At 70.1% G+C, this 23,633-nt stretch carries 21 protein-coding genes and 1 riboswitch; of the genes, 3 read left to right on the top strand and 18 right to left on the bottom strand.

The window, feature by feature from the left end:
- Window positions 1–282: 282 nt before the first annotated feature.
- Window positions 283–1,722, bottom strand: coding sequence for an XRE family transcriptional regulator (locus LL239_RS05145; RefSeq protein WP_228162387.1), 1,440 nt, complete (start codon window positions 1,720–1,722; stop codon window positions 283–285).
- Window positions 1,723–1,839: 117 nt separating this feature from the next.
- Here LL239_RS05145 and LL239_RS05140 point away from each other — a divergent pair, with 117 nt between their 5' ends.
- Window positions 1,840–3,732, top strand: a complete 1,893-nt coding sequence (locus tag LL239_RS05140) for a phosphoenolpyruvate carboxykinase (GTP) (protein WP_228162386.1) — start codon at window positions 1,840–1,842, stop codon at window positions 3,730–3,732.
- Window positions 3,733–4,227: 495 nt separating this feature from the next.
- Here LL239_RS05140 and LL239_RS05135 read toward each other — a convergent pair whose 3' ends face one another.
- The 10 genes from LL239_RS05135 to LL239_RS05090 all read right to left on the bottom strand — a co-directional run bounded on the left by LL239_RS05135 (window position 4,228) and on the right by LL239_RS05090 (window position 13,905).
- Window positions 4,228–6,108, bottom strand: coding sequence for an ABC transporter ATP-binding protein (locus LL239_RS05135; RefSeq protein ID WP_228162385.1), 1,881 nt, complete (start codon window positions 6,106–6,108; stop codon window positions 4,228–4,230).
- Window positions 6,109–6,131: 23 nt separating this feature from the next.
- Entirely contained in the window at window positions 6,132–6,344 is a 213-nt protein-coding gene (locus LL239_RS05130; protein ID WP_228162384.1) for an AsnC family protein, read from the bottom strand.
- 116 nt (window positions 6,345–6,460) lie between these two features.
- Window positions 6,461–7,912, bottom strand: a complete 1,452-nt coding sequence (locus LL239_RS05125) for an MFS transporter (RefSeq protein ID WP_228162383.1) — start codon at window positions 7,910–7,912, stop codon at window positions 6,461–6,463.
- 168 nt (window positions 7,913–8,080) lie between these two features.
- Window positions 8,081–8,434, bottom strand: coding sequence for a Fe-S protein (locus LL239_RS05120; RefSeq protein ID WP_228162382.1), 354 nt, complete (start codon window positions 8,432–8,434; stop codon window positions 8,081–8,083).
- Window positions 8,435–8,515: 81 nt separating this feature from the next.
- Complete coding sequence (gene ribH, locus LL239_RS05115; protein WP_228162381.1) at window positions 8,516–8,989, bottom strand: 6,7-dimethyl-8-ribityllumazine synthase; 474 nt, start codon at window positions 8,987–8,989, stop codon at window positions 8,516–8,518.
- Window positions 8,989–10,257: a GTP cyclohydrolase II gene (gene ribA / locus LL239_RS05110; protein WP_228162380.1), complete on the bottom strand. Its 1,269-nt coding sequence runs from the start codon at window positions 10,255–10,257 to the stop codon at window positions 8,989–8,991. Before ribA ends, ribH begins: the two co-directional genes overlap by 1 nt.
- The gene (locus LL239_RS05105) at window positions 10,254–10,910 is read right to left on the bottom strand and encodes a riboflavin synthase (protein ID WP_228162379.1); all 657 of its coding nucleotides are present in this window, start codon (window positions 10,908–10,910) and stop codon (window positions 10,254–10,256) included. The genes ribA and LL239_RS05105 overlap by 4 nt, the downstream gene beginning before the upstream one ends.
- Window positions 10,910–11,941 (bottom strand): bifunctional diaminohydroxyphosphoribosylaminopyrimidine deaminase/5-amino-6-(5-phosphoribosylamino)uracil reductase RibD, encoded by a 1,032-nt coding sequence (ribD, locus tag LL239_RS05100; RefSeq protein WP_228162378.1) that lies wholly within the window; start codon window positions 11,939–11,941, stop codon window positions 10,910–10,912. The genes LL239_RS05105 and ribD overlap by 1 nt, the downstream gene beginning before the upstream one ends.
- A gap of 57 nt (window positions 11,942–11,998) precedes the next feature.
- A riboswitch (FMN riboswitch) is annotated at window positions 11,999–12,146 on the bottom strand.
- 69 nt (window positions 12,147–12,215) lie between these two features.
- The gene (locus LL239_RS05095; RefSeq protein ID WP_228162377.1) at window positions 12,216–13,079 is read right to left on the bottom strand and encodes an Fpg/Nei family DNA glycosylase; all 864 of its coding nucleotides are present in this window, start codon (window positions 13,077–13,079) and stop codon (window positions 12,216–12,218) included.
- Between the two features lie 262 nt (window positions 13,080–13,341).
- Window positions 13,342–13,905 (bottom strand): GNAT family N-acetyltransferase, encoded by a 564-nt coding sequence (locus LL239_RS05090; RefSeq protein WP_228162376.1) that lies wholly within the window; start codon window positions 13,903–13,905, stop codon window positions 13,342–13,344.
- Between the two features lie 440 nt (window positions 13,906–14,345).
- Here LL239_RS05090 and LL239_RS05085 point away from each other — a divergent pair, with 440 nt between their 5' ends.
- The gene (locus LL239_RS05085) at window positions 14,346–15,017 is read left to right on the top strand and encodes an endonuclease domain-containing protein (protein WP_228162375.1); all 672 of its coding nucleotides are present in this window, start codon (window positions 14,346–14,348) and stop codon (window positions 15,015–15,017) included.
- A 265-nt stretch (window positions 15,018–15,282) separates the two neighbouring features.
- Here LL239_RS05085 and trpS read toward each other — a convergent pair whose 3' ends face one another.
- The 7 genes from trpS to sdhC form a co-directional block, all read right to left on the bottom strand.
- On the bottom strand, window positions 15,283–16,287 hold the full coding sequence (gene trpS, locus LL239_RS05080) for a tryptophan--tRNA ligase (RefSeq protein ID WP_228162374.1): 1,005 nt from the start codon (window positions 16,285–16,287) through the stop codon (window positions 15,283–15,285).
- 40 nt (window positions 16,288–16,327) lie between these two features.
- On the bottom strand, window positions 16,328–17,176 hold the full coding sequence (locus LL239_RS05075; protein ID WP_228162373.1) for an exodeoxyribonuclease III: 849 nt from the start codon (window positions 17,174–17,176) through the stop codon (window positions 16,328–16,330).
- A gap of 72 nt (window positions 17,177–17,248) precedes the next feature.
- Window positions 17,249–18,448, bottom strand: coding sequence for a YihY/virulence factor BrkB family protein (locus tag LL239_RS05070; RefSeq protein ID WP_228162372.1), 1,200 nt, complete (start codon window positions 18,446–18,448; stop codon window positions 17,249–17,251).
- A 167-nt stretch (window positions 18,449–18,615) separates the two neighbouring features.
- The gene (locus LL239_RS05065; RefSeq protein WP_228162371.1) at window positions 18,616–19,398 is read right to left on the bottom strand and encodes a succinate dehydrogenase iron-sulfur subunit; all 783 of its coding nucleotides are present in this window, start codon (window positions 19,396–19,398) and stop codon (window positions 18,616–18,618) included.
- A 1-nt stretch (window position 19,399) separates the two neighbouring features.
- Entirely contained in the window at window positions 19,400–21,229 is a 1,830-nt protein-coding gene (gene sdhA / locus LL239_RS05060) for a succinate dehydrogenase flavoprotein subunit (RefSeq protein WP_228162370.1), read from the bottom strand.
- A 47-nt stretch (window positions 21,230–21,276) separates the two neighbouring features.
- The gene (locus LL239_RS05055) at window positions 21,277–21,732 is read right to left on the bottom strand and encodes a succinate dehydrogenase hydrophobic membrane anchor subunit (protein WP_228162369.1); all 456 of its coding nucleotides are present in this window, start codon (window positions 21,730–21,732) and stop codon (window positions 21,277–21,279) included.
- Window positions 21,732–22,166, bottom strand: coding sequence for a succinate dehydrogenase, cytochrome b556 subunit (gene sdhC, locus LL239_RS05050; protein WP_228162368.1), 435 nt, complete (start codon window positions 22,164–22,166; stop codon window positions 21,732–21,734). The genes LL239_RS05055 and sdhC overlap by 1 nt, the downstream gene beginning before the upstream one ends.
- 214 nt (window positions 22,167–22,380) lie before the next feature.
- Between sdhC and LL239_RS05045 the strand changes: the two genes are divergently transcribed.
- Window positions 22,381–23,499 carry a mannose-1-phosphate guanylyltransferase gene (locus tag LL239_RS05045; protein WP_228162367.1) on the top strand — a complete coding sequence of 373 codons (1,119 nt, stop codon included), beginning with the start codon at window positions 22,381–22,383 and terminating at the stop codon, window positions 23,497–23,499.
- Window positions 23,500–23,633 lie beyond the last annotated feature (134 nt).

The raw sequence follows: 23,633 nt of genomic DNA, 5'->3' as shown, positions 1-23,633 counted from the left end.
GTGCACAACTCCTGCGATCGGGTCGAGCGGCGGCCCCGACCGGCGTGGGCTGGCTGAGGCGCCGGAGTTGTGCCTGCACGCCGCGGACGCGGCGCCGGTTCGGGGTAACTGAGTCACACCGCGGGGCCGGGGTCCCCTCCGCACAACTCCTGCGTCGCGTACTCGCGGGTGGTCGGGATGCCAGGATCCTCCGCATCGTGCAGGAGTTGTGCGGGCGCCGCCGCGCCCGGCGCTGCCCGAGCCCCCGGCTCGCCCCCGCCACGCCCCACCCGCGGCCGCGGCTCAGTCGCCCGCGTGCCGGTCCAAGAACGCGAAGACCTCGGCGTCATCGACGCCGGGGAACATGCCGCGGGGCAGGGGCGAGAACATGTGCCGGTGCACGCGCGCGCTCGGCCACGCCTTGCCCTGCCACCGCGCGGCCGCCTCGGAGTCGGGTCGCCGGCAGCACGATTCGTCGGGGCAGTGCGAGATGCCGCGTGTGGTGGTCTCGCGGCCGCGGAACCAGCGCGCGTCGTCGAAGGGCACGCCGACAGTGATGGAGAAGTCGCCGTCCGAGGTCGTGCCGGTCTGGGTGGAGCACCAGAACGTGCCGGCAGGGGTGTCGGTGTACTGGTAGTGCTCGGTGGTGCGGTTCCGTTCGTCGAACGCGGCCCGGGCCGAGAACTTCTTGCACACGATCTGCCCCTCGACCGACCCGGTCACGTCGGACGGCAACGGTAGGTCGTCGTTCTCGTAGACGCGCGAGATGGCTCCGTCGCCGTCGACCCGCAGGAAGTGGAGCCGGATGCCCAGATGCGTCGTGGACAGGTTGGTCATGCGCATCGCGGCGGCCTCGTGGGTGACGCCGAACGCGTCGCGGAAGTCCTCGACCGCGAGGTTGCGGTCCTTCTTCGCCTGCGCGAGGAAGGCGACCGAGTTCGTCTCGGGCATGAGGCAGCACGCGGCGTAGTAGTTGATCTCCAACCGCTGCTGGAGGAAGTCGGCGTAGTCGGTGGGCGGGCGGTGCCCGAGCAGCCGGTGCGCCATCGCCTGCAGCGCCATGGAGCGCAGCCCGTGGCCGCCGGGGATGGATGCCGGGGGCAGGTAGATGCGTCCGTTCTCGAGGTCGGTCACCGACCGCGCCGAGTGCGGCAGGTCGTTGACGTAGATGAGCTCGAACCCCAGCTGCTCGGCCATGATGCTCACGGTGCGGTGCGTCAGCGCGCCGGTTCCGTGCCCGGCGGCCTTCAGCTGTTTTTCGGCGAGCTTCTCGATGTCGGGGAGATGGTTGTCGAGTCCGCGCATGCGCAGACGCATTTCGGTGTTCGCGCGGCGTGCCTCCTCGGGGCTCGCGATGGTCTCGCGCTCGCGACGCTGCAGCTCGCGGTGGAGTCCCAGAACGGCCTCGATGGTCTCGTCGGTCGTGCCCTTGCTGACCTTGATGGGCGGGATGCCCAACTGCCGGAAGAAGGGGCTCGACTGGGCGCGTTCGAGCTCGATCTCCAATGCAGCGCGCCGGTTCGGCGGCTCGGTGGACAGCAGCTCCGTGACCTCGGTCTCGGTCGCCCGCGCGATCTCCTGCAGCAGTGAGAGCTTGGGCTCGCGCTTGCCGTTCTCGATGAGGCTCAGCTGGCTGCCGGCCACACCGACGAGCGCGCCGAGCTCGTCCAGCGTGTAGCCGCGGGCCAGGCGATGGTGGCGGATGCGATGTCCGAGGGTGGCGAGTTCGAGCGACGATGCCATTCCTTGACGATAGCGAAAGATGGGCGATTCTTGCGGCAGAAATCTGCTGAAAATCGGGTGGAAGCGCCGCACAGTGGAGGAAGACCACCGAATTCGCTCTCAATCGAGGAGATCGACATGGCACTCGCCGACATCTTCGCCGGACGCCCCTCCGGTCGCCCTGCCGCGACGGCCGCGGCCCACACGCCCCGCCCGGGCCGAGGCATCCGCCCGTCCGTCGAGGGTCCGGGCCTCGCCGCGCTCACCGCGTGGGTCGACGAGGTCGCCGCGCTCACGCAGCCCGACAGCATCCATTGGGTCGACGGCTCGGCGGCCGAGAACGACGCGCTGCTGCGCGAGATGGTCGACGAGGGCAAGCTCATCAAGCTCAACCCCGAGTGGCGGCCGGGCTCGTACCTCGCGCGATCGCACCCGGGCGACGTCGCCCGTCTGGAGTCGCGCACCTTCATCGCCTCCGAGCGCGAGAAGGATGCCGGTCCCACCAACAACTGGGTCGCTCCGGCCGAGATCCGGCAGACGCTCGACGGCGTCTTCGAGGGGTCGATGCGCGGACGCACCATGTACGTGGTGCCCTTCTCGATGGGCGCGGTCGGCGGTCCGCTCAGCCACATCGGCGTGCAGATCACCGACAGCGCCTACGCCGTGGCATCGATCGGCATCATGACTCGCGTCGGCACCGCGGTGCTCGAGCGCATCGCCGCGGGTGCCCCGTGGGTCAAGACCGTGCACTCGGTGGGTGCGCCGCTCGCCCCCGGCGAGGCGGACGTCACGTGGCCGTGCAACGACGAGAAGTACATCGTGCACTTCCCCGACACCCTGGAGGTGTGGTCGTACGGGTCCGGTTACGGCGGCAACGCGATCCTGGCGAAGAAGTGCTTCGCGCTGCGCATCGCCTCGGTGATCGGCCGCGACGAGGGGTGGCTGGCCGAGCACATGCTGCTCATCCGCGTCATCGACCCGAAGGGAAAGGCGTACCACGTCGCCGCGGCGTTCCCCTCGGCCTGCGGCAAGACGAACCTGGCCATGCTGCGGCCGACGATCCCCGGGTGGCGCGTGGAGACCCTCGGCGACGACATCACGTGGATCCGTCCCGGCGAAGACGGACGACTCTGGGCGATCAACCCCGAGGCCGGCTTCTTCGGTGTCGCGCCCGGCACCGGTGAGTCCACGAACGTCACCGCCGTCGAGACGCTGTGGGGCAACACGATCTTCACGAACGTCGCGCTGCGTCCGGATGGCGACGTGTGGTGGGAGGGGCTGACCGACGAGGCGCCTCCGCGGCTGATCGACTGGGAGGGCAACGACTGGACGCCCGCCTCGGGCCGGCCGGCCGCTCACCCCAACTCCCGCTTCACGGTCGCCGCCGCCCAGTGCCCGCAGATCGCGGAGGACTGGGAGACGCCCGAAGGTGTCCCGCTCGATGTCATCCTGTTCGGCGGTCGTCGGGCCACCAACGTCCCGCTCGTGCTCGAGGCCACCGACTGGTCGCACGGTGTCTTCCTCGGCTCGACGGTGTCGAGTGAGAAGACCGCGGCGCAGGAGGGCACCGTCGGCGAGCTGCGTCGCGATCCGTTCGCGATGCTGCCGTTCTGCGGCTACAACATGGGCGACTACTTCGGCCACTGGCTGAAGGTCGGCGAGAAGCTCCGCTTCGACCGCGCGCCGCGCATCTTCCAGGTCAACTGGTTCCGCAAGGGTGACGACGGCCGGTTCCTCTGGCCCGGGTTCGGTGACAACGCCCGCGTCATCGACTGGATCATCCGCCGCGTCGACGGCCAGGTCGAGGCCGTGGACAGCCCCATCGGACGTCTGCCCCGGATCGAAGACCTCGACCTGTCCGGCCTGGACCTGCCCGAGGCCGACCTCGCCGAGCTGTTCGCGATCGACGAGGAGTCGTGGCTGGCCGAGGCCGACCTCACGGAGGAGTTCTTCGACACCTTCGGCAGCCACCTCCCGGCCGCGCTGCGCGCCGAGCTGGCCGCGCTGCGGTACCGCCTGCAGCGGGCCTGACCCCCACACTCGACGCCCCTCCCTGCTCTTGGCGCGCGGGAGGGGCGTCGTCCTGCGTGCGGCAGGTCGCCGCGGCGGCGCGGGCGCGGGTGGGCGGGCGGCCGCGGTGGTGCGGCGTGGTGCGGCGGGGCGGCGACGGTGGTGTTGGGGCGCGGTGCGGCGCGGCGGCGCGGGGGCGCGTGGTGGTGCGGGAGCCGGGTGGGGTGGCGCGGCGCCGGTGGTGGTGCGGGGGCGCGGTGCGGGGTGCCACCAGGCATAAACGCCACTCGCGCGCATAAACGCGTGCGCAGCGTGTTTCCGTGCGCGGATCGCGTTTATGCATGGCTACGGCGTCCGCCCGGCGCCCCGCCCAGCCCGGCCCGACGCCCCGCCCCGGCCCGACGCCCCGCCCCGGCCCGACGCCCGCCCGGCGCCCAGCGCCCGGCCCGGCGCCCCGGCCCGGCGCCCCGCCCCGGCGCCCGGCCCGCCCCGGTGCCCCGTCCGCCGCCGGGTGCCTCACACGAGCAGCTGGTGCTTCGCGAGCTCCCGATAGAGCGGCACGGATGCCACGAGCTCGCTGTGCGTGCCCTGACCGACGACGCGGCCGTCCTCGAGCACCACGATGAGGTCGCTGTCCACGACGGTCGACAGCCGGTGCGCGATGACCAGCAGCGTGCGGCCGGTGGCGACGGCGTCGATGGCCTCGCGCATACGCTGCTCGTTCACGCCGTCGAGTGACGATGTCGACTCGTCCAGGAGCAGCACGGGGGGAGCGGCCAGCAGCGCCCGCGCGATGGCCAGCCGCTGCCGCTCGCCGCCGGAGAGCATCACGCCGTCCTCACCCACCGGGGCGTCGACCCCGAGCGGGCTGCGCTCCAGCACGTCGCCGAGGTTCACCGCGCGCAGCACCCGCTCGCAGTCGGCGTCGGATGCCTCGGGCGATGCCAGACGCAGGTTGTCGGCGATCGTGCCGGCCAGGGTCGGGGCGTCCTGTTCGACGTAACCGAAGCGGGAGCGCAGGTCATCGCGGGCGAGATCGCGCGCGTCGATGCCGTCGACGAGGATCGCGCCCCCGGTGGGGTCGTAGAACCGTTCGACGAGGGACAGCACCGTGCTCTTGCCCGCGCCGGAGGGGCCGACGAGCGCGACACGGGACCCGCGGGCAACGGTGAAGGAGACCCCGCGCAGCACCTCCCGTTCGCCCTCCTCCGCCTCGGCGACGGTCTCGTCCGCGGCGCGGTCGAGGTGTGCCTGCGCGAGCACGGAACGTGCCTCCCGCGCGGCGGCCTCGCGGGCCCGCACCACATGGTCGGGGTAGCGGAAGCGCACGTCGCGGAACTCGATCGCGGCGGCCTCCGGGCGGGGTTCCGTCGTGCCGTGCCGATCGCCGTCCTCTTCGAGCGGCAGGTCCAGGACCTCTTGGATGCGCCCGAGCGCGCCGAGGGCCTGGTTCACCGATGTGATCGCGCCGATCGCCGAGGCGAGCGGTTGCACGAGCAGGAACAGGAAGATGACGAACGTCACCAGGGCCGCGACGTCGATGGCGCCGGATGCCACGCGGAAGCCGCCGACGCCCAGCACCACCAGCAGGGACACCTGCAGTGCGATGCCGGCCACGGGCACGATGAGGGCCGAGACCTTCGCGATGCGCACCCCGGCGTCGTACGCCTCGGTGGCGGCGCGGGTCACGGCCGTGGCCTCGCGATCGGTCGCCCCGGCGGCACGGATCGTGCGGATCGACCCGACGGCGCGTTCCACACCCGACGCCAGCTCGCCGACCTTGGTCTGCTGCGCCGCCGAGGCCGCGCGGATGCGCGTGCTGAGGATGCCCACGGTGGCGATCGAGGCACCCAGGACGAGCACGATGAGGCCGAGCAGCAGGGGGTCGATGAACGCCATTGCGACGACCGCCCCGACGAGGATGAGTGCGTTGCCGACGGCATCCGCGAGCCCCTGGGTGAGGACGGCGTACAGCAGAGTCGTGTCGGTGCCCACGCGCGAGACGAGGTCGCCCGTGCGGCGGGCGTCGAACTCGCTGATCGGCAGGTGCAGGATGCGCGCGATGAGTCGGCGTCGGCTGGAGTACACCACCGCGGTGCCGGTGCGCTGGAGCAGATAGTGCTGGTATCCCGAGATGAGCGAGGACAGCACGACGAAGCCGACCAGGAGCCAGACGAGTGCCCCGAGCGGCACGGACTCCTGCACGCGCGAGATGACCTCCCCCACCAGGAGCGGCTGCACCAGCGTCGCCCCGGCGCCGAGGATGCTCAGAACGGCCACGACGACGAGCGTGCGCTTGTGCTCGAGCAGGAAGGGCAGCAGCTGGCGGAAGGACGCGCGCGGGCCCTCGGCGGCGCGACGACCGCGGCGGCCGCGGGCGGGAGCGGGAACGGACATGCTCACCTCGTTCTGTGCGGGGGTCAGATTCGACCGTACTTCTTGTGCGCGGCTTGTCTGGTCACGCCCAGCGCGCTCGCGATGGCGAGCCAGGAGTGTCCGCGCAGTCGGGCGCGGCGTACCTGCGCCTCCTCGACGCGCGCGATCTCCTGACGGAGCGTCGCGAGCCGCCGGAGCTCGACCAAGGGCTCATCGTCGCCGAGTCCGCCGAGGGCGGTATGGATCGCCTCACTCATGCGTCAATCCTGGTTGACATCTGATGCGATGTCAACTGAAGTTGACGATCGGGGCGGGAACGACGGATGCCACGAGGCCGAGGCCCCGTGGCATCCGGTGATCCGTCCGCGAAGCGCTACGGCGCGGTCGCCCCCGCGGCGAGGTTGTCGTCGTAGGCGACGTCCTTGGTCTCGGGGGAGAGCACCAGGGCGATCAGGGTGAGCACGCCCATCGCCGACAGGTACGCGCCCACGAGCCACGGGTTTCCGTCGCCGGCGGCCCACAGCGCCACCGCGACGATCGGGGCGAGCGCGGCGCCGAGGATCGACGACACGTTGTACGAGATGGCCGAGCCGGTGTACCGCGTGTTCGTCGGGAACAGCTCGGGCAGCACGGCGCCCATCGGGCCGAACGTCGAGCCCATGAGCAGGAACCCGATGATGAGGAACGCCTGGACGTACACGCGCGTCAGAGCGGCGTCCGCCTGGGGCAGCAGGAAGAACGCGAACGTCAGACCGAACGCGATGATCGCGATCGTGACGCCGATGAGCAGGCGCTTCCGGCCGATGCGGTCGGCGATCGGGCCGGACAGCATCGTGAAGACGCCGAAGAAGACCACGCCGATGATCTGCATGATCACGAAGTCGGTGTAGCCGAAGCCGAGTCCGGGCACGTACGTGGCGGCGTCGAACGGTGTCCCGGCCTTCTCGGCCGCAGCGGCGGCGCCGTCGAGCGTCGGCTTGGTGCCGTACGACAGCGTGAAGCTCGTCATCAGGTAGAACAGCACGTAGGTCGCCAGCATGATGAACGTGCCGAGGATCAGCTGCACCCAGTTGCGACGGATGACTTCGCCCAGCGGGAACTTGCGGATCGCACCGCTCTTCTCGGCCTTCGCGAACGACTCGCTCTCGACGAGCTTCAGGCGCACCCACAGCCCGACGATGACCATGACCGCCGAGAACAGGAACGGCACACGCCAGCCCCAGGTGAGGAACTCCGCGGAACGCTGCGCCGTGCCGTCGGGGTGGGGGAGGGCGAAGTTGATGATGAGGAAGATGCCGTTGGCGATGATGAAGCCGATGGGCGCACCCAGCTGCGGGAACGTTCCGTACCAGGCGCGCTTGCCCTTCGGTGCGTTCTCGGTCGCGACGAGGGCCGCTCCGGACCACTCGCCGCCGAGCGCGAAGCCCTGCGCGAGGCGCATGATCAGCAGCAGCACCGCGGCCCACACGCCGATGTCGTTGTACGTGGGGAGGCATCCGATGAGGAAGGTCGCGACACCCATCGTGAGAAGGGATGCCACGAGCGTGGCCTTGCGGCCGAACCGGTCGCCGAAGTGTCCGAAGACCACGGCGCCCAGGGGGCGGGCGACCATCGCCGCTCCGAAGACGCTGAACGACAGCAGGAGCGAGGTGGTCTCGTTCCCGGTGGGGAAGAAGAGGATCGGGAAGACGAGCACGGCCGCGGTGGCGTACGCGTAGAAGTCGTAGAACTCGATCGTGGTGCCGATGAGGCTCGCGGTGATGACGCGCGAACGGGGATTGGCCGGAGCCGACGACGAGCGGAGGGTGGGGGAGGAGGAGGTCATGACTGCCTGACAGGAGATCGATCAATCGCGTCCGTCGTGGGGGCGCAGCGGTGGCGCGGAGTCGGACACACCTGGTGTGCGTGTCCGGGCGCGCGGCGGGGGGCACCGGGAAGGACCCGGGTGGGGGTCCAGACCCTCCAGTCTAGGCCTTCGCGGGAGACGCGCCGATCAGCGCCAGAGCACGGCGAGTGCGGCGTTCAGCAACGTCAACGGGCCCACGAGCCAGAACAGTGCCGACGGCGCCGCACCGGTGCGCTTCTGCCGGGCCGAGCCGATGCCCAGGAGCGCACCGATGACGATGAGCACGACGAGCTTCGTGCCGATCTTGACGTAGTTGAGGTCGTGATCGATCCCCCACGGCGCAGCCAGGGCGAGCCCGGAGACCAGCGCGGTCAGCATGCCGTAGCTCATCAGACGCGTCACCTGCACACGGCGGGCGACCGCCTCCACGATCCAGGCGCCGAACAGCACGGCGAATCCGACGAGGTGGACGAGCACGACGACGTGACGCAGGATCTCCATGACCGTCAGATTAGGGATGCCGTGATCTCGACGCCAGCAAGGCGCGCCTCACCGCGCGGGAGGCGCGCCTCGCCGGGTCGTTCAGCCGCGCAGGTCGCGCAGGACCAGGGCGGTGCGGAGGGCCGCATCGGCAGCCTCGGCACCCTTGTCCTCCTTCGACCCGTCGAGCCCGGCGCGGTCGAGTCCCTGCTGCTCGTCGTCGAGGGTGAGCACACCGAAACCGACGGGCTTGCCCGCGTCGATCGCGACGCGGGTCAGCCCGTCCGTCGCCGCCGAAGAGACGTACTCGAAGTGCGGGGTGCCCCCGCGGATGATGACGCCCAGGGCCACCACGGCGTCGGCGCCGCCCTCGAACGCCGCGACGGCGGCCACCGGCAGCTCGAACGAGCCCGGCACGCGCACGACGCGGTACGTCGCGCCCGTGGCATCCAGGACCTTCCTCGCGCCGGCGATCAGGCCGTCGGTGATGACCTCGTGCCACGTGCCCGCGACGACGACGACGTTCAGTCCCGTCGCGTCGATGCCGCCGGTCTCGGGTGCTCCGCTTCCCGCCATCAGGAGAGTCCTTCCTTCATGTGCGCGAGCGCGTCGCGCAGTTCGTCCTCGTCGATGACGTGACCCATCCGGTCGCGCTTGGTCTCGAGGTACTGGTGGTTGTTGGGGCCGACACCCACGAGCAGGGGGACCTGCTCGACGACGTCCAGTCCGAAGCTGCGCAGCTGTGCCACTTTGTCGGTGTTGTTGGTGAGCAGGCGGACCTGTTCGACACCGAGGTCTGTGAGGATGCCGGCGGCGGCGGCGTAGTCGCGGGCGTCCGCCGGCAGCCCCAGGGCCAGGTTGGCGTCCACGGTGTCCAGGCCCCGCTCCTGCAGGCTGTACGCCCGCAGCTTGTTGATGAGGCCGATGCCGCGCCCCTCGTGGCCGCGCATGTAGATCACGATGCCTCCCTCGCGTTCGATCGTGTCGAGCGCGGCATCCAGTTGAGGACCGCACTCGCACTTGAGCGAACCGAACGCCTCACCGGTCAGGCACTCCGAGTGCACGCGCACGAGGGGCGCCGCGTCGGTGATCTCGCCCGAGACCACCGCGATGTGGTCGGTGCCGGTGATGCGGTCCTTGTAGGCGAGGAAGCGGAACGTCCCGTGGGCCGTGGGCACGTTCGCCTCGGCGCGCAGGCTCACGCGACGACGCGGCGCCGGGGAGGTCGCGACCGGTTCGGTCTGGTCGAGGTAGGCGATGAGCTGCTCGATCGTGATGACCGGCACACCGTCGCGCTGCCCGAGCTCGATCAGCCCGGGCAGACGCATCATGCTGCCGTCCTCGGCCACGACCTCGGCGATCGCGCCGACGGGCTCGAGACCGGCCAGGCGCATGAGGTCGACGGCGGCCTCGGTGTGGCCGGCGCGCTCGCGCACGCCCCCGTCGACGGCGCGCAGCGGCAGCACGTGACCCGGGCGGATGAGGCTCGCGGGCACCGACTCGGGGTCGGCGAGGACGTTCAGCGTGTGCGCGCGATCGGCGGCGCTGATCCCGGTCCCGACGCCCTCGGCCGCGTCGACGCTGACCGTGTACGCGGTGCCGCGGGCATCCTGGTTGACCTCGACCATCGGCGGGAGGTCGAGGCGGTCGGCCCAGTCCGCCGGCATGGGCGCGCAGACGTAGCCGCTGGACCAGCGCACCGTCCACGCGAGCCACTCGGGCGTGGCGAGCTGGGCCGAGATGATGACGTCGCCCTCGTTCTCGCGGTTCTCATCGTCCGCGACGAGCACCGGCCGCCCGGCGCGCAGGGCCTCGAGGGCCTCGGGGATGGTGGACAGGCTCATGCGGAGCCCCTCTCGGTCGTCGCGGCGGGGGCCGCGGGGTTCTCGGTACTGCGGAAGGCGAGCAGGCGCTGAACGTGCCGGGCCAGGATGTCGGTCTCGAGGTTGACCGGGACGCCCGCTTCGGCGCGGCCCAGGGTCGTGGCCTCGAGGGTCTCGGGGATCAGCGACACCTCCAGCCACGGCTCGGGATCGGCGGCCTCGCTCACCGCGCTCACCGTCAGCGAGACGCCGTCGATCGCGATGGACCCCTTGTCGACCACGAGCGGGGCGAGGTGGGCCGGGATGCCGACGCGTACGACGCTCCACTGAGCGCCCGGTCGTACCTCGCGCACGACGCCCGTGCCGTCGATGTGGCCCTGCACGACGTGACCGCCCAGACGTCCGTGGGCGGCGGTGGCGCGCTCGAGATTCACCGCGCGACCGGCCGCGACGTCGGCGAGCGTCGACATGTCCAGCGTCTGCTTCATGACGTCGGCGGTGAACCAGTCGGGACCCTGCTCGACGACGGTGAGGCACACGCCGCTGACCGAGATCGAGTCTCCGTGGCCGGCATCCGACACCGACAGCGGCGCCCTCACGGTCACGCGCACGCCGTCTCCGGACGGCTCGACGGCGGTGATCTCGCCGACCTCTTCAACGATTCCGGTGAACATCAGGATTCCCCCTGGGTGTCGTGGACGGGACGGGCGACGACGCGGATGTCGTCGCCGAGGATGTCGATGGATGCCACCGCGAGCCGCCGCGCGGCGGCGATGTCCGGCACGCCGAGGTCGCCGAGCGCGAGGCGCGAGCCGCCGAGCAGCACGGGCGCGAGGTAGACCAGCAGCTCGTCGACCAGTCCGTCGCGCACCAGGGCGCTCTCGAGGGTGGGACCCCCCTCGACGAACACGGACTGGATGCCACGACCACCGAGGTCGTGGAGGACAGCGGCGAGGTCGCGGGTGGCGAAGAACAGCGGCGCGTGCGGGTGACGGCGCACCGCGGCATCCACGGGGATCTCGCTCTCACCCACGATGACCGGGACGGGCTGGTCTCCGAGGAGAGCCCCGTCCGCGTCGCGAGCCGTGAGCGCGGGGTCGTCCGCGCGGACCGTTCCTGTGCCGACGAGGATCGCGTCGGCGGCCGCACGGCGTTCGTGGACGTCGCGGCGGGCCTTCGGTCCGGTGATCCATTGGCTGGAACCGTCGTCCGCCGCGGCGCGGCCGTCGAGGCTCTGCGCCCACTTCACGGTCACGCGGGGACGGCCGGTGCGCTGCAGGTGCACCCAGTCGCGGACGAGGTCGGTCGCGGCCTCGCGCTCGAGCCCCGCCTCGACATCGACACCGCCGGCCCGGAGACGGTCTGCCCCGCCCGCGGCGGCATCCGTCGGATCGTCGAGGGCGTAGACCACCCGCGCGACGCCGGCCTCCAGGAGCGCGACGGCGCACGGACCGGTGCGCCCGGTGTGGTTGCACGGCTCGAGCGTGACGACCGCGGTCGCTCCGCGGGCGGCTCCCGGTGCGAGCGTGGACAGCGCGTCGACCTCGGCGTGCGGCGTGCCCGCACCGCGGTGGAAGCCCTCGGCGAGGACGTCGCCGGCGGGGGAGAGGATCACGGCGCCGACCTGCGGGTTGAGCCCGCGGGGGCCGTTCCGCGCGAGACGCAGCGCCTGGCGCATGGCGTCAGTTTCGGCGGCGGATGCCATTTCCTGTCCTTCCCGTCGTGAACGGGGCAGGAGAGGGCAGGGCGGCGCGGCATGCCGACCGTGCTGCCTCCTATCCGGACTAGAGGAGATCTCTCGCCTCATCACCGTCGGTTCCGGAATTCCACCGGATCGGCCCCACCGCTGAGCGGAGGGGTTCGCGGACTGTCACCGCCGGTTCGGATTCTCACCGACCCCGGAGCACGTGTTGCTTGGTCGAAGTCTAATCAACACCGCCGACACGGATTCATTCCCGCCGACGCCGGAGGCGACGGTGCTACTTCAACAGGCGCGAAAGACGGCGATCGGCGAGGATCTTCCCGCCCGTCTGGCACGTGGGGCAGTACTCGAGGGAGTTGTCGGCGAAGAAGACGCTGCGCACCTCGCCGCCGCACACCGGACACGCCTCGCCACGCCGCCCGTGCACGCGCATGCCCCGACGTTTGGCATCCTTCAGATCGGCCGGCGGCTTACCGCGCGCGGTGTCGATCGCCTCGGTGAGGGTCGAGATCATCGCGGCGTGCAGGGTGTCGATCTCGGCGGCGGTGAGGTTCGCCGCGAGGGCGTAGGGCGACATCTTCGCGGCGTGCAGGATCTCGTCGGAGTAGGCGTTGCCGACGCCCGCGATGATCGACTGGTCGCGGAGCACTCCCTTGATCTGCGTACGACGGCCGGCCAGGAGCGCGGCGAACGCGTCGCGGTCCAGAGCCGCATCGAGAGGATCGGGGCCGAGCCGCGCGACGCCCGGCACGTCGCCGGGGGAGCGGACGGCGTAGACGGCGAGCGACTTCTTGGTGCCCGCCTCGGTGAGGTCGAAACCGGAGCCGTCGTCGAAGCCGACGCGGAGGGCGATCGGGGTCTTGCCCGGCTTGATGAGCGTCGACGGCAGCGCGTCGTACCAGCGCACCCACCCCGCTTTGGCCAGGTGGAAGATCAGATGGATGCCGCCGTCGGTGGCGAGGTCGACGAACTTGCCGTGGCGTTCGACCGCCGTCACCGCCGAGCCCACGAGCGCGTCGATCGGCGGATCGTACGTCTTCAGGGCGCTGATGGCCGACACGCTCGCCTTCGTGAACGTCAGCCCCGTGACGCGTCCGCGCAGGAACTCCACGAGTCCTTCGACCTCGGGCATTTCGGGCATGGGCCCATCGTGGCATCCGTCTCCGACATCCGACAGGCCCTTGCCGCGATGCGCCGAGGACGAGTCGCCGGGTTGGCGACGCAGAACTCCTGCGGGGGCGTGTCAGTGCGGAGCGGATGCCAGCGCGGCGGCGAATCTGCCAGCGTTGTGCTCGGCGGGTCCGGTCGTTTGGTCCGCGGTCCCGCGACACAACTCCTGCGGAACACGGACGCGGTGGTGGTGGCCGCAAGCGGGAGCCGGTCCTGCAGGAGTGGGGGCGGTTTCACCCGAGGGCGAAAGGCCACTCCTGCGGGACCCGGTCGTCGTGTCGGAGCAGACCGCCGATCCACACGTCCGCGCGGCCGAGACTGTTCACGTGCGCCTGTCGCAGCAGCCCCTCGTAACGGAAGCCGAGCCGTCGGGCGGTTCGGGCGGAGCCGATGTTCCCGACGACCGCGCGCCACTCGATCCGCTCGACGGCGAGACGTTCGTCCGCGAACGCCCAGTCGACGACGGCCGCGGCGGCTTCGCCTGCCACATTCTGTCGACGAGCGTCGCGGGCGATCCAGTACCCGATCTCGGGCGCCCCGGTGTCGAGCCTCGCCAGCCCGATCATGCCGACGAGGCGTCCGCCGCGGCGGATCGCCCACGTCGGCTCCGTGCCACCCGCCCACCATCGCCCGGTCAGTTCGACGAAGCGTTCCGCGTCCTCGAGGAGGTACGGCGACGGCACCATGGTGTAGCGCTGCAGATCGGCATCCTGGCACGCCGCATGGATGGCGGCGACGTCGGCCGTCGTCGGGGGCGAGAGTTCGAGGCGTGCGGTGTGCAGGTGCTCATGCTCCATCCGCCCACGGTACCGATGCGGCATAACTCCGGCATCCCGGCCCGAGGTGCATGGATGCCAGAGACCCCGGGCAGTCCGCAGGAGTTGTGTTCGCGACGGCTCCTGCCCATCACGGTAACGGCGCTCTCTCGTCCCCAGAACGAGTCGCGGACGGCGCCCGCCGCCCGGGATCTGAGCAGAGTGAAGAGGATGACGACGCCTCGCTTCCATACCTATCGGGAACTCCGTATCGCGGGATGGCGCGTCCACAGATCGATCGGGCCGTGCGTGAGGGGGCGCTGGTTCGCCTCCGCCGGGGGAGATACGCGGAAGGCTCCCTCGACCCCACCACCTGTGAAGCGGGTCGTCTCGGCGGGCGCGTGGATTGCGTGTCTCTGCTCTCGCTCCTGGGCGTCTTCGTTCTGCATGCGCCGCAGCTTCATGTGCAGTTCGATCGCGAGATGAGCAGGCTCCCCGACCGTCCGCCCGATGTCGTTGCGCACTGGCGATCGACCGGCGCGCGACCGGGCCATCTGCATGCGGACCTCGTAGAGGCCTTGGCCGAGGCCTTCCGATGTCAGGGGCCCCGCGCCGGACTCGCCTCGGTGGACAGCGCCTGGAACAAACACCTGATCACTCGGGAGGAGGTGGACGCCGTGTTCGCGCGGCTTCCGCGACGCTTCCGACGGCTCCGGGCGCTGGCCGACCGATCGGCGGAGGCGGGTTCGGAAACGTTCGTCCGGCTCATGCTCCGGAGTCTCGGCGCTCGCTTCGAGACGCAGGTGCGTATCGCCGGCGTGGGACGCGTCGATTTCCTGGTCGACGGGTGGCTGATCGTCGAGTGCGACAGCCGTGCGCATCACTCGTCGTGGGAGGAGCAACTGCGCGATCGACGCCGGGACCGCGTCGCCGCTGAACTCGGGTACGCCACGCTGCGCCTGGTCGCGGAGGACATTCTCTACCGCCCCGACGCTGTGCAGCGTGCACTCGCGGGTGTGCTGCGGGGCGGGCGGCGGCGTCGCCGTCGCGAGGCATCCGGCGAGGTGTCCACCTCGGTGCTCCTCGCTGAGGCGCCCGGCTGCACAACTCCGGCAGAGGCGGCTGTTTCACCCCGCCGCAGTGCCCTCGAGTGACCAATGCCGGAGTTGTGCTGACCGGGGTGCAGGCCGGGGTGCGGGCGAGGCTGCGCGCAGCGGCGGGTGAGCCGGGCACCTCCGGCGCTTCCGGCTCCCAATGCGGCCGCGCCGTGCCTGTCCCGCACCGCGCAACTCCGGCGGAGCCGTCGCGGCCACGCATATCAATGGCGGCTCGGCCGGTTCTGCAGGAGTAGTGCTGTCTTGAGGCTGCTCAGCGAACTCGGCGCGGTGGGCAGCTCGGCGCACACCGGCCCCGACGGCGTCAGCCGCGGCGCAGCAGGCCGATGCGGTCGTACACGTCGGCGAGGGTCTTCTCGGCGACGGATGCCGCCCGCTCGGCGTTCAGCGCGAGCACGCGATCGAGCTCGGCGGGGTCGTCGAGCAGCTCGAGCGCGCGCTCGCGCACCGGCTCGAACTCCGCGACGACGACCTCGGCGAGGCCCTTCTTGAAGTCGCCGTAGCCGCGGCCCGCGTACTCGTCCTCGATCGAGGCGATCTCGCGACCGGTCAAGGCCGAGTAGATGACGAGCAGGTTCGACACACCCGGCTTGGCCTCGCGGTCGAATCGCACGGCTCCCTCGGAGTCGGTCACCGCCCGCATGATCTTCTTCGCGCTGACCTTCGGCTCGTCGAGCATCCACAGCACACCGGCGTCGGACTCGGCCGACTTCGACATCTTCGACGTGGGGTTCTGCAGGTCGTAGATGCGCGCCGTCTCGCGCTGGATCATGGGCTTGGGCATCGTGAACGTCTCACCGAAGCGCTGGTTGAAGCGCTCCGCGAGGTCGCGGGTGAGCTCGATGTGCTGCTTCTGGTCGTCGCCGACGGGCACGACATCGGTCTGGTACAGCAGGATGTCGGCGGCCATCAGCACCGGATAGGTGAACAGCCCGACGTTCGTGGCGTCCGCGCCGTAGCGGGCGGACTTGTCCTTGAACTGCGTCATCCGCCCGGCCTCGCCGAAACCCGTGAGGGTCGACAGCACCCACTGCAGTTCGGCGTGCGCGGGCACGTGGGACTGCACGTACAACGTCGACCGCGACGGCTCGATGCCCGCGGCGATGTACTGCGCCGCGGTGCGCCGCGTCTTCTCCCGACGCTCGGCCGGGTCGCCGGGCTGTGTGAGGGCGTGGAGGTCGACGACCGAGAAGAAAGCGTCGTACTCGTCCTGCAGCTCGCGCCACTGCAGGAGAGCCCCGATGTAGTTGCCGATCTGGAGGCTGTCGGCGGAGGGCTGCATTCCGGAGTAGAGGCGCTGCGGGGTCACCGTACGATCCTAGGCCGCTGCAGAGGTGTCGACCCCCGGATCACATCCCCAAGGTGTAGTCGACGATGACCGGGGCGTGGTCGCTCCACCGGGTGTCGTACGACGGTGCCCGGTCGACGCGGTAGTCGGTGACCCGCTCGGCCAGGGCGGGCGTCACGACGTGGTAGTCGATCCGCCATCCGGAATCGTTGTCGAACGCCTTCCCCCGCATCGACCACCACGTGTACGGCCCCTCGACCTCGCCCGCGTGGTGTCGCCCCACGTCGACCCACCCGAGCCCCGGGCCGGTCGAGCCGTCCGCGCCCTCGACCTGCGCGCCGGCGGGACCGAAGAACCGGTCGAAGTACGCGCGCTCGCGGGGGAGGAACCCTGCGTTCTTGCGGTTGCCCTTCCAGTTCTTGATGTCGAGCTCCCGGTGTCCGACGTTGAGGTCGCCCATGACGACGGCCAACGGGCGCGTCTGCCCCAGTTCGGCGAGGCGTCGCTCCATGGCATCCAGGAAGAGCCACTTGGCATCCTGCTTGGGGGTGTCGACCTCACCGCTGTGCACGTAGGCGCTCACGACGGTCACGGTCTCGCCGTCGATGTCGAAGTCGGTCTCGATCCAGCGGCCCGAGGCGTCGAGCGGCTCGGGTCCGAGGTGGGTGCGGGTCTCGACGCCGGGGAGTCGGCTCGCGATCGCGACGCCCGCGCGGCCCTTCTGCAGGGCCTCGTCGTTGACGATCTGCCAGCCCGGGAGCGCCTCGGCGAGCTGTTCGGCGGTCGCCCGCACTTCTTGCAGGGCGAGGATGTCGGCGCCCGAAGCGTCGAGCCACTCGGTCATGCCCTTGCGGACGGCGGCACGGATGCCATTGACGTTGACGGAGACGATGCGTACGGAACGGGCCACCCGTCGAGCGTAGCCGGGGCCTCCGACACCGAGCGTGCGTCTGCGACGACGAGCCTCGCCGTCGACCCCGGGTCAGTCCAGCAGCAGCGTCGCCCGACGGGGGGCGGGGAGTTCCGCTTCGGCGCGCGCGAGGCGGGCGCGGGCCGCGCGGAGGCGGCGTCGTGCCGACCCGCGCCGCGGCCAGCGGGCCAGCGCGGCTCGTCGCTCGGCCTCGCGCACGGCGACCTGCGCGGCGATGACGAGCGCGGTCTGCTCCATCGCCCGGCGGTCTTCGGGCGAGCGCAGCGGCACGTCGCGGTCGTGGGCCGCGACGGCGATCCACGCCGCGGCGACCAGGATCACGATGCCCACGAACCGGAACCACAGCAGGAACCCGATGAGCACGGTGAACGTCGCCAGGAGCGGGTTGGACGGGGTGTAGACGAACAGGAAGCCCGCCGAGACCTGCAGCACGATCAGACCCGCCGATCCGACCAGGGCCCCGGGCCAGATCCGGCGCCAGGGGAGCGCGGTGCCGGTGAGGAAGCGGAAGAGGGATGCCAACGCGAGAGTGTTGACGGCGAACGCCACCAGGAGCGAGACCCCGCGGGCGCCGAGCGACCACCACGCGGTCTCGCGGGTCCAGCCGATCCAACCGAACACGAGGTCGACGGCGCCGGTCGTGATCGATCCGAGAAGAGCGCCCATGAGCAGGGCGAGGCCGAACAGCACGGAGGCGACGAAGTCCCGGGCCTTGAGCAGCACGTAGTTGCGCAGGTCGAAGGGCAGTCCGAAGGTGTCGCGCACGGCTCGGCGGGTGAAGGTGACGAAGCCGATCGTCGTCCAGACGACCACGACACCGGCCACGACACCGGTCACGCCCAGGAGTCTGCCGCTCTCCTGGGCGACCGCTTCGACCTGCTCCGGCTTGACCAGGCCGTTCGTGCTGATGATGCCCGGGATGTACCCGTTGACGATCCGGATCAGTCCGTCGATGGCGGTCTTGCTGCCGCCCAACCAGATGCCGACGGCCGCGAACGCCAGATACAGCGCCGAGAACATCGCGAACAGACCCTGATAGCTCATCCCCGCGGCCAGCAGGAACCCGTTGTGCCGCAGGAAGTGGCGCCACACGCGCACCGGGAACAGCTGCGCGAGCTTCGCGGCGCGCGCGATCGGGTGGTCGAGCCGTTCGCGTACGGCCGTCTGCGCGGCTTCGAGGCGCTCGCGCAACGATGTCTCCTCCGTCGCCGCGCCGGGCAGCGGTCGGGGGTCGTGGCGGCTCTCGGTCACCGTTCGAGCCTAATGAATGGATGCCGCGTCCCCGGGCTCTCGCTTCGAGAGCCGTCGCGGGTCACGTGGCCACGAAGACGCTCGGGACCGATCGGGGTGGGCACGGCGTCTCCCCGGAAACGCCGGACGGCGGGGCGCCGAAGCGCACCCGCCGTCCGAAGCGGGGATCAGCGACCGCGCAGGACCGCCTGCTTGACCTCGGCGATGGCCTTGGTGACCTCGATGCCGCGGGGGCAGGCCTCGGTGCAGTTGAAGGTGGTGCGGCAGCGCCACACGCCTTCCTTGTCGTTGAGGATGTCCAGGCGCACGTCACCCGCGTCATCGCGCGAGTCGAAGATGAACCGGTGGGCGTTCACGATCGCCGCGGGGCCGAAGTACTGGCCGTCGGTCCAGAACACGGGGCACGACGAGGTGCACGCGGCGCACAGGATGCACTTCGTGGTGTCGTCGAAGACCTCGCGGTCCACGATCGACTGGATGCGCTCCTTGCCCGGCTCCGGCTTGCTGTTGGCGATGAGGAAGGGCTGCACCTCGCGGTAGGAGGCGAAGAACGGCTCCATGTCGACGATGAGGTCCTTCACCAGCGGCAGGCCCTTGATCGCCTCGACGTAGATCGGCTGCGAGATGTCGAGGTCCTTGATCAGCGTCTTGCAGGCCAGGCGGTTGCGGCCGTTGATGCGCATGGCATCCGATCCGCAGATGCCGTGCGCGCAGGAACGGCGGAACGACAGCGAGCCGTCGACCTCCCACTTGATCTTGTGCAGGGCGTCCAGGACACGGTCGGTGGAGTACAGCTCCACGTCGTAGTCGACCCAGCGCGGCTCGTCGTCGACCTCGGGGTCGAAACGACGGATGTTGAAGGTCACCAGGAACGACTGGATGCCGGTGTCCGCGGGGGACTGCTCGATCTCGTCCGAGGTGTCGACGGTGTCGATGACGGTGGATGCCATCTCAGTACTTCCTCTCCAGGGGCGGGTAGCGCAACTCGCCGGCGTCGTTCTTCGTGAAGACCACGGGCTTCCACCCGAGCTCGATGTGGTCGGCGGGGTGCGACGAGTGCGGGTCGCCCGTCAGGTACGCCATGGTGTGCTGCATGTAGTTCTCGTCGTCGCGCGTCGGGAAATCGTCGCGCATGTGACCGCCCCGGCTCTCCTCGCGGTTCTGCGCGGAGTACACCACGACCTCGGCGAGGTCGAGGAGGAAGCCCAGCTCGACGGCCTCGAGCAGATCGGTGTTGTACCGCTTGCCCTTGTCGTCGACGTGGACGTTCTTGTACCGCTCGCGCAGGTCGGCGATGATGTCGAGGACTTCGGCGAGGGAGTCGTGGGTGCGGAACACCTGGGCGCCCTTGTCCATCTCGTCCTGGAGCGTCTTGCGCAGAACCGCGATGCGCTCGGTGCCGGAGTTGGCGCGAAGGCCCTCGATCATCTCGCGGACCTCCTTCGCGGGATCCTCGGGGAGGGGGACGAAGTCGGCCGTCCGGACGTACTCGACGGCGTTCCGGCCGGCGCGCTTGCCGAAGACGTTGATGTCCAGGAGCGAGTTGGTGCCGAGGCGGTTGGAGCCGTGGACGGAGACGCAGGCGCATTCACCGGCGGCGTAGAGACCGGGCACCACCGTCTCGTTGTCGGCGAGCACTTCGGCCTTGATGTTCGTGGGGATGCCCCCCATCGCGTAGTGCGCGGTCGGCATGACCGGGACCGGCTCCACGACGGGGTCCACGCCCAGGTACGTGCGGGCGAACTCGGTGATGTCGGGGAGCTTGGTCTCGAGGACCTCGGCGCCCAGGTGCGTGCAGTCCAGCAGCACGTAGTCGCGGTGAGGACCGGCGCCGCGACCCTCCGCGACCTCCTGGACCATGCAGCGAGCCACGATGTCGCGGGGAGCCAGGTCTTTGATCGTCGGGGCGTAGCGCTCCATGAAACGTTCACCGCTGGCGTTGCGCAGGATCGCGCCCTCACCGCGCGCGCCCTCGGTGAGCAGGATGCCGAGGCCGGCGAGGCCGGTCGGGTGGAACTGGAAGAACTCCATGTCCTCCAGCGGCAGACCCTTGCGCCAGACGATGCCGACGCCGTCACCGGTGAGGGTGTGGGCGTTCGAGGTGGTCTTGAAGATCTTGCCGAAACCGCCCGTGGCGAACACGACCGCCTTCGACTGGAAGACGTGGAGGTCGCCGGTGGACAGTTCGTACGCCACGACGCCGGCGACCTGGGTGCGCCCTGCGTCGTCCTTCACCGTGATGAGGTCGAGGACGTAGAACTCGTTGAAGAAGTTGATACCGAGCTTGACGCAGTTCTGGAACAGCGTCTGCAGGATCATGTGGCCGGTGCGGTCCGCGGCGTAGCAGGCGCGGCGGACGGGGGTCTTGCCGTGGTCGGCGGTGTGGCCGCCGAAACGGCGCTGATCGATCTTGCCCTCGGGCGTGCGGTTGAAGGGCAGGCCCATGTTCTCGAGGTCGATGACGGCGTCGATCGCCTCCTTCGCCAGGATCTCAGCGGCATCCTGGTCGACGAGGTAGTCGCCGCCCTTGATCGTGTCGAAGGTGTGCCACTCCCACGAGTCCTCTTCGACATTGGCCAGGGCCGCAGCCATGCCGCCCTGCGCCGCACCCGTGTGCGAGCGGGTGGGGTAGAGCTTGGAGATCACGGCGGTCTTCGCGCCCGGGCCGGCCTCGATCGCCGCGCGCATGCCGGCACCGCCGGCGCCGACGATCACGATGTCGAACTGGTGGTAGTGCACGCCGTCCTTGACGATCGTGTCCGCGCTGTTCTGAGTGCTCACGTGTGCAATGCCTCTGCTGTCTCAGTCGGGAAGGAGGATGCCACGGCTCACGCCTGGCAGATCTCCCAGAGGGAGCTGCTCTCGGTGACGCCGAGGCAGGGGTCGAAGGTAAAGACGACGAGCGTGCCGAGCAGGATGAGGAACGCGGCCGACACCCAGAGCGCACCGATGAGGATGCGGCGCACCTGCGCGTGGGTGACGTAGTCGTTGACGATCGTGCGCATGCCGTTGGCGCCATGGATGAGGGCGAGCCACAGCATCAGAACGTCCCACCACTGCCAGAACGGCGAGGCGAGCTTGCCCGCGACGAACGCGAAGTCGATCTGGTGGATGCCGTCGCCGGTCATCAGGTTGACGAAGAGGTGACCGAAGATGAGGACGATCAGCAGCACACCGGAGGCGCGCATGTAGACCCAGCCCCACTTCTCGAGATTGGAGCCCTTCTTGCGTACGGCGGGCGTACGGGGCGCGGGAATCGTGCTGGCTTCCTGGGCGACGGACATCAGTGGCTCCCCGTGACGGCGCTGAAGACGTTGATGAGGTGGCGCGGGGTGAACCCGAGCATCGTGACGACCCAGAGTCCGAGGACGCCCCACCACAGTTGACGCTGGTGACGCGTGGCCCACGGCCAGAAGTCGACGAGGATGATGCGCAGCCCGTTGAACGCGTGGTAAGCGATGGCGCCGACGAGGGCGACTTCGCCGAGACCCATGATCGGGTTCTTGTACGTGCCGATGACGGCGTCGTACGCCTCGGGCGACACGCGGATCAGGGCGGTGTCGAGGATGTGCACGAGGAGGAAGAAGAAGATCGCCACGCCCGTGATGCGGTGCAGGACCCAGGACCACATACCCTCGCGGCCGCGGTAGAGAGTGCCGCGCGGCCTCTTCGAGGTGGTCTCTTTCACCGACGGCGTGACACGTGCTGGTGCTGACACGGTCGTCCTCCCTGATCGAACACGGTGTGGGGGCCTGCACAGGCCCCGAGCGTCACACGGGCGCCATCGAATACTACGTCCGGGCTATGAATTCGAGGGATGAGGGTCGCCTAACACTCTCTCGATGTCGAGATAGTTTCGCGTCGGTTTCCATGTGCCGCTCGGCCACGGCGGTGCGCGGATCGGCGGGGGCGCGCCCAGTAGTGTCGGTCCCATGGCCGAACCTGCTATCGACGACTTCTATGCCGTGATCCCCGCCGGGGGGATCGGCAGCCGCCTGTGGCCGCTTTCGCGCGCGGACGCCCCCAAGTTCCTCCACGACCTCACCGGGTCCGGTCAGACGCTCCTGCGCGACACGTGGGACCGTCTCGCCCCGCTGTCGGGCGCCGATCGCATTGCCGTGGTCACCGGCCGCGCGCACCGCGCCGCCGTGGAACGCGAGCTGCCGGGTGTGCCCGATCACAACGTCTTCCTCGAGTCCGAGCCGCGCGATTCCAGCGCCGCGATCGGTCTGGCCGCCGCGATCCTCGTCCGCCGCGAGCCCGACGTGATCATCGGCTCCTTCGCCGCCGATCATGTCATCCGCCAGACGCGCCAGTTCGACTTCGCCGTGCGCCAGGCCGTCGCCGTCGCGCGAGCGGGCTACATCTGCACCATCGGCATCCAACCCAGCGAGCCTTCCGTCGGCTTCGGGTACATCAAGCAGTCCGACGAACTCATCGTCGACGGCGCACCCGAGGCCTACATGGTCGAGCGCTTCGTCGAGAAGCCCGACCTGGAGACGGCCAAGGGGTACTTCGCCGACCGCTCGTACCTGTGGAACGCCGGCATGTTCATCACGCGCGCCGATGTGCTGCTGGCCGAGCTCGCCGTCAACGAGCCGGAGTTGCACGCGGGTCTGATCGAACTCGCCGAGGCGTGGGACGACCGCGACCGCCGCGGTCCCGCGGTCGACCGCATCTGGCCGGAGCTGAAGAAGATCGCCATCGACTACTCCGTCGCCGAGCCGGCCGCAGAGAAGGGCCGCCTCGCGGTCATCCCGGGGCACTTCGACTGGGACGACGTGGGCGACTTCGCCAGCCTCTCCAAGCTCAACTCCTCGGGCGGACGCAACGAGCTGGCGATCCTCGGAGAGGACGCGCGGGTGCTCTCCGACGCGTCGAGCGGCATCGTCGTCTCGCAGACCAAGCGCGTCATCAGCCTCATCGGCGTCCGCGACATCGTCGTGGTCGACACCCCGGACGCGCTCCTGGTCACCACGAGCGAGAACGCGCAGCGCGTCAAGGGCGTCGTGGACGCCCTCAAGCTCACCGGACGCGGCGACGTGCTCTGACACCGGATGCCGTTGACGGCGGCATCCGGTCCCGTCCTCGCGGTGTTGTGTGGCGCGCGCGTCACGTGAGATTGCGTCTTTGTAACCATTGGCTCGCGCGGCCGGTCTCGACACGCAAGCGATTCGTCACAGTG

Source organism: Microbacterium testaceum (genome assembly GCF_020781835.1).
Taxonomy (GTDB): domain Bacteria; phylum Actinomycetota; class Actinomycetes; order Actinomycetales; family Microbacteriaceae; genus Microbacterium; species Microbacterium testaceum_H.
Note: the sequence above shows the minus strand (reverse complement) of the source record. Positions and strands in the feature narration are given on the sequence as shown.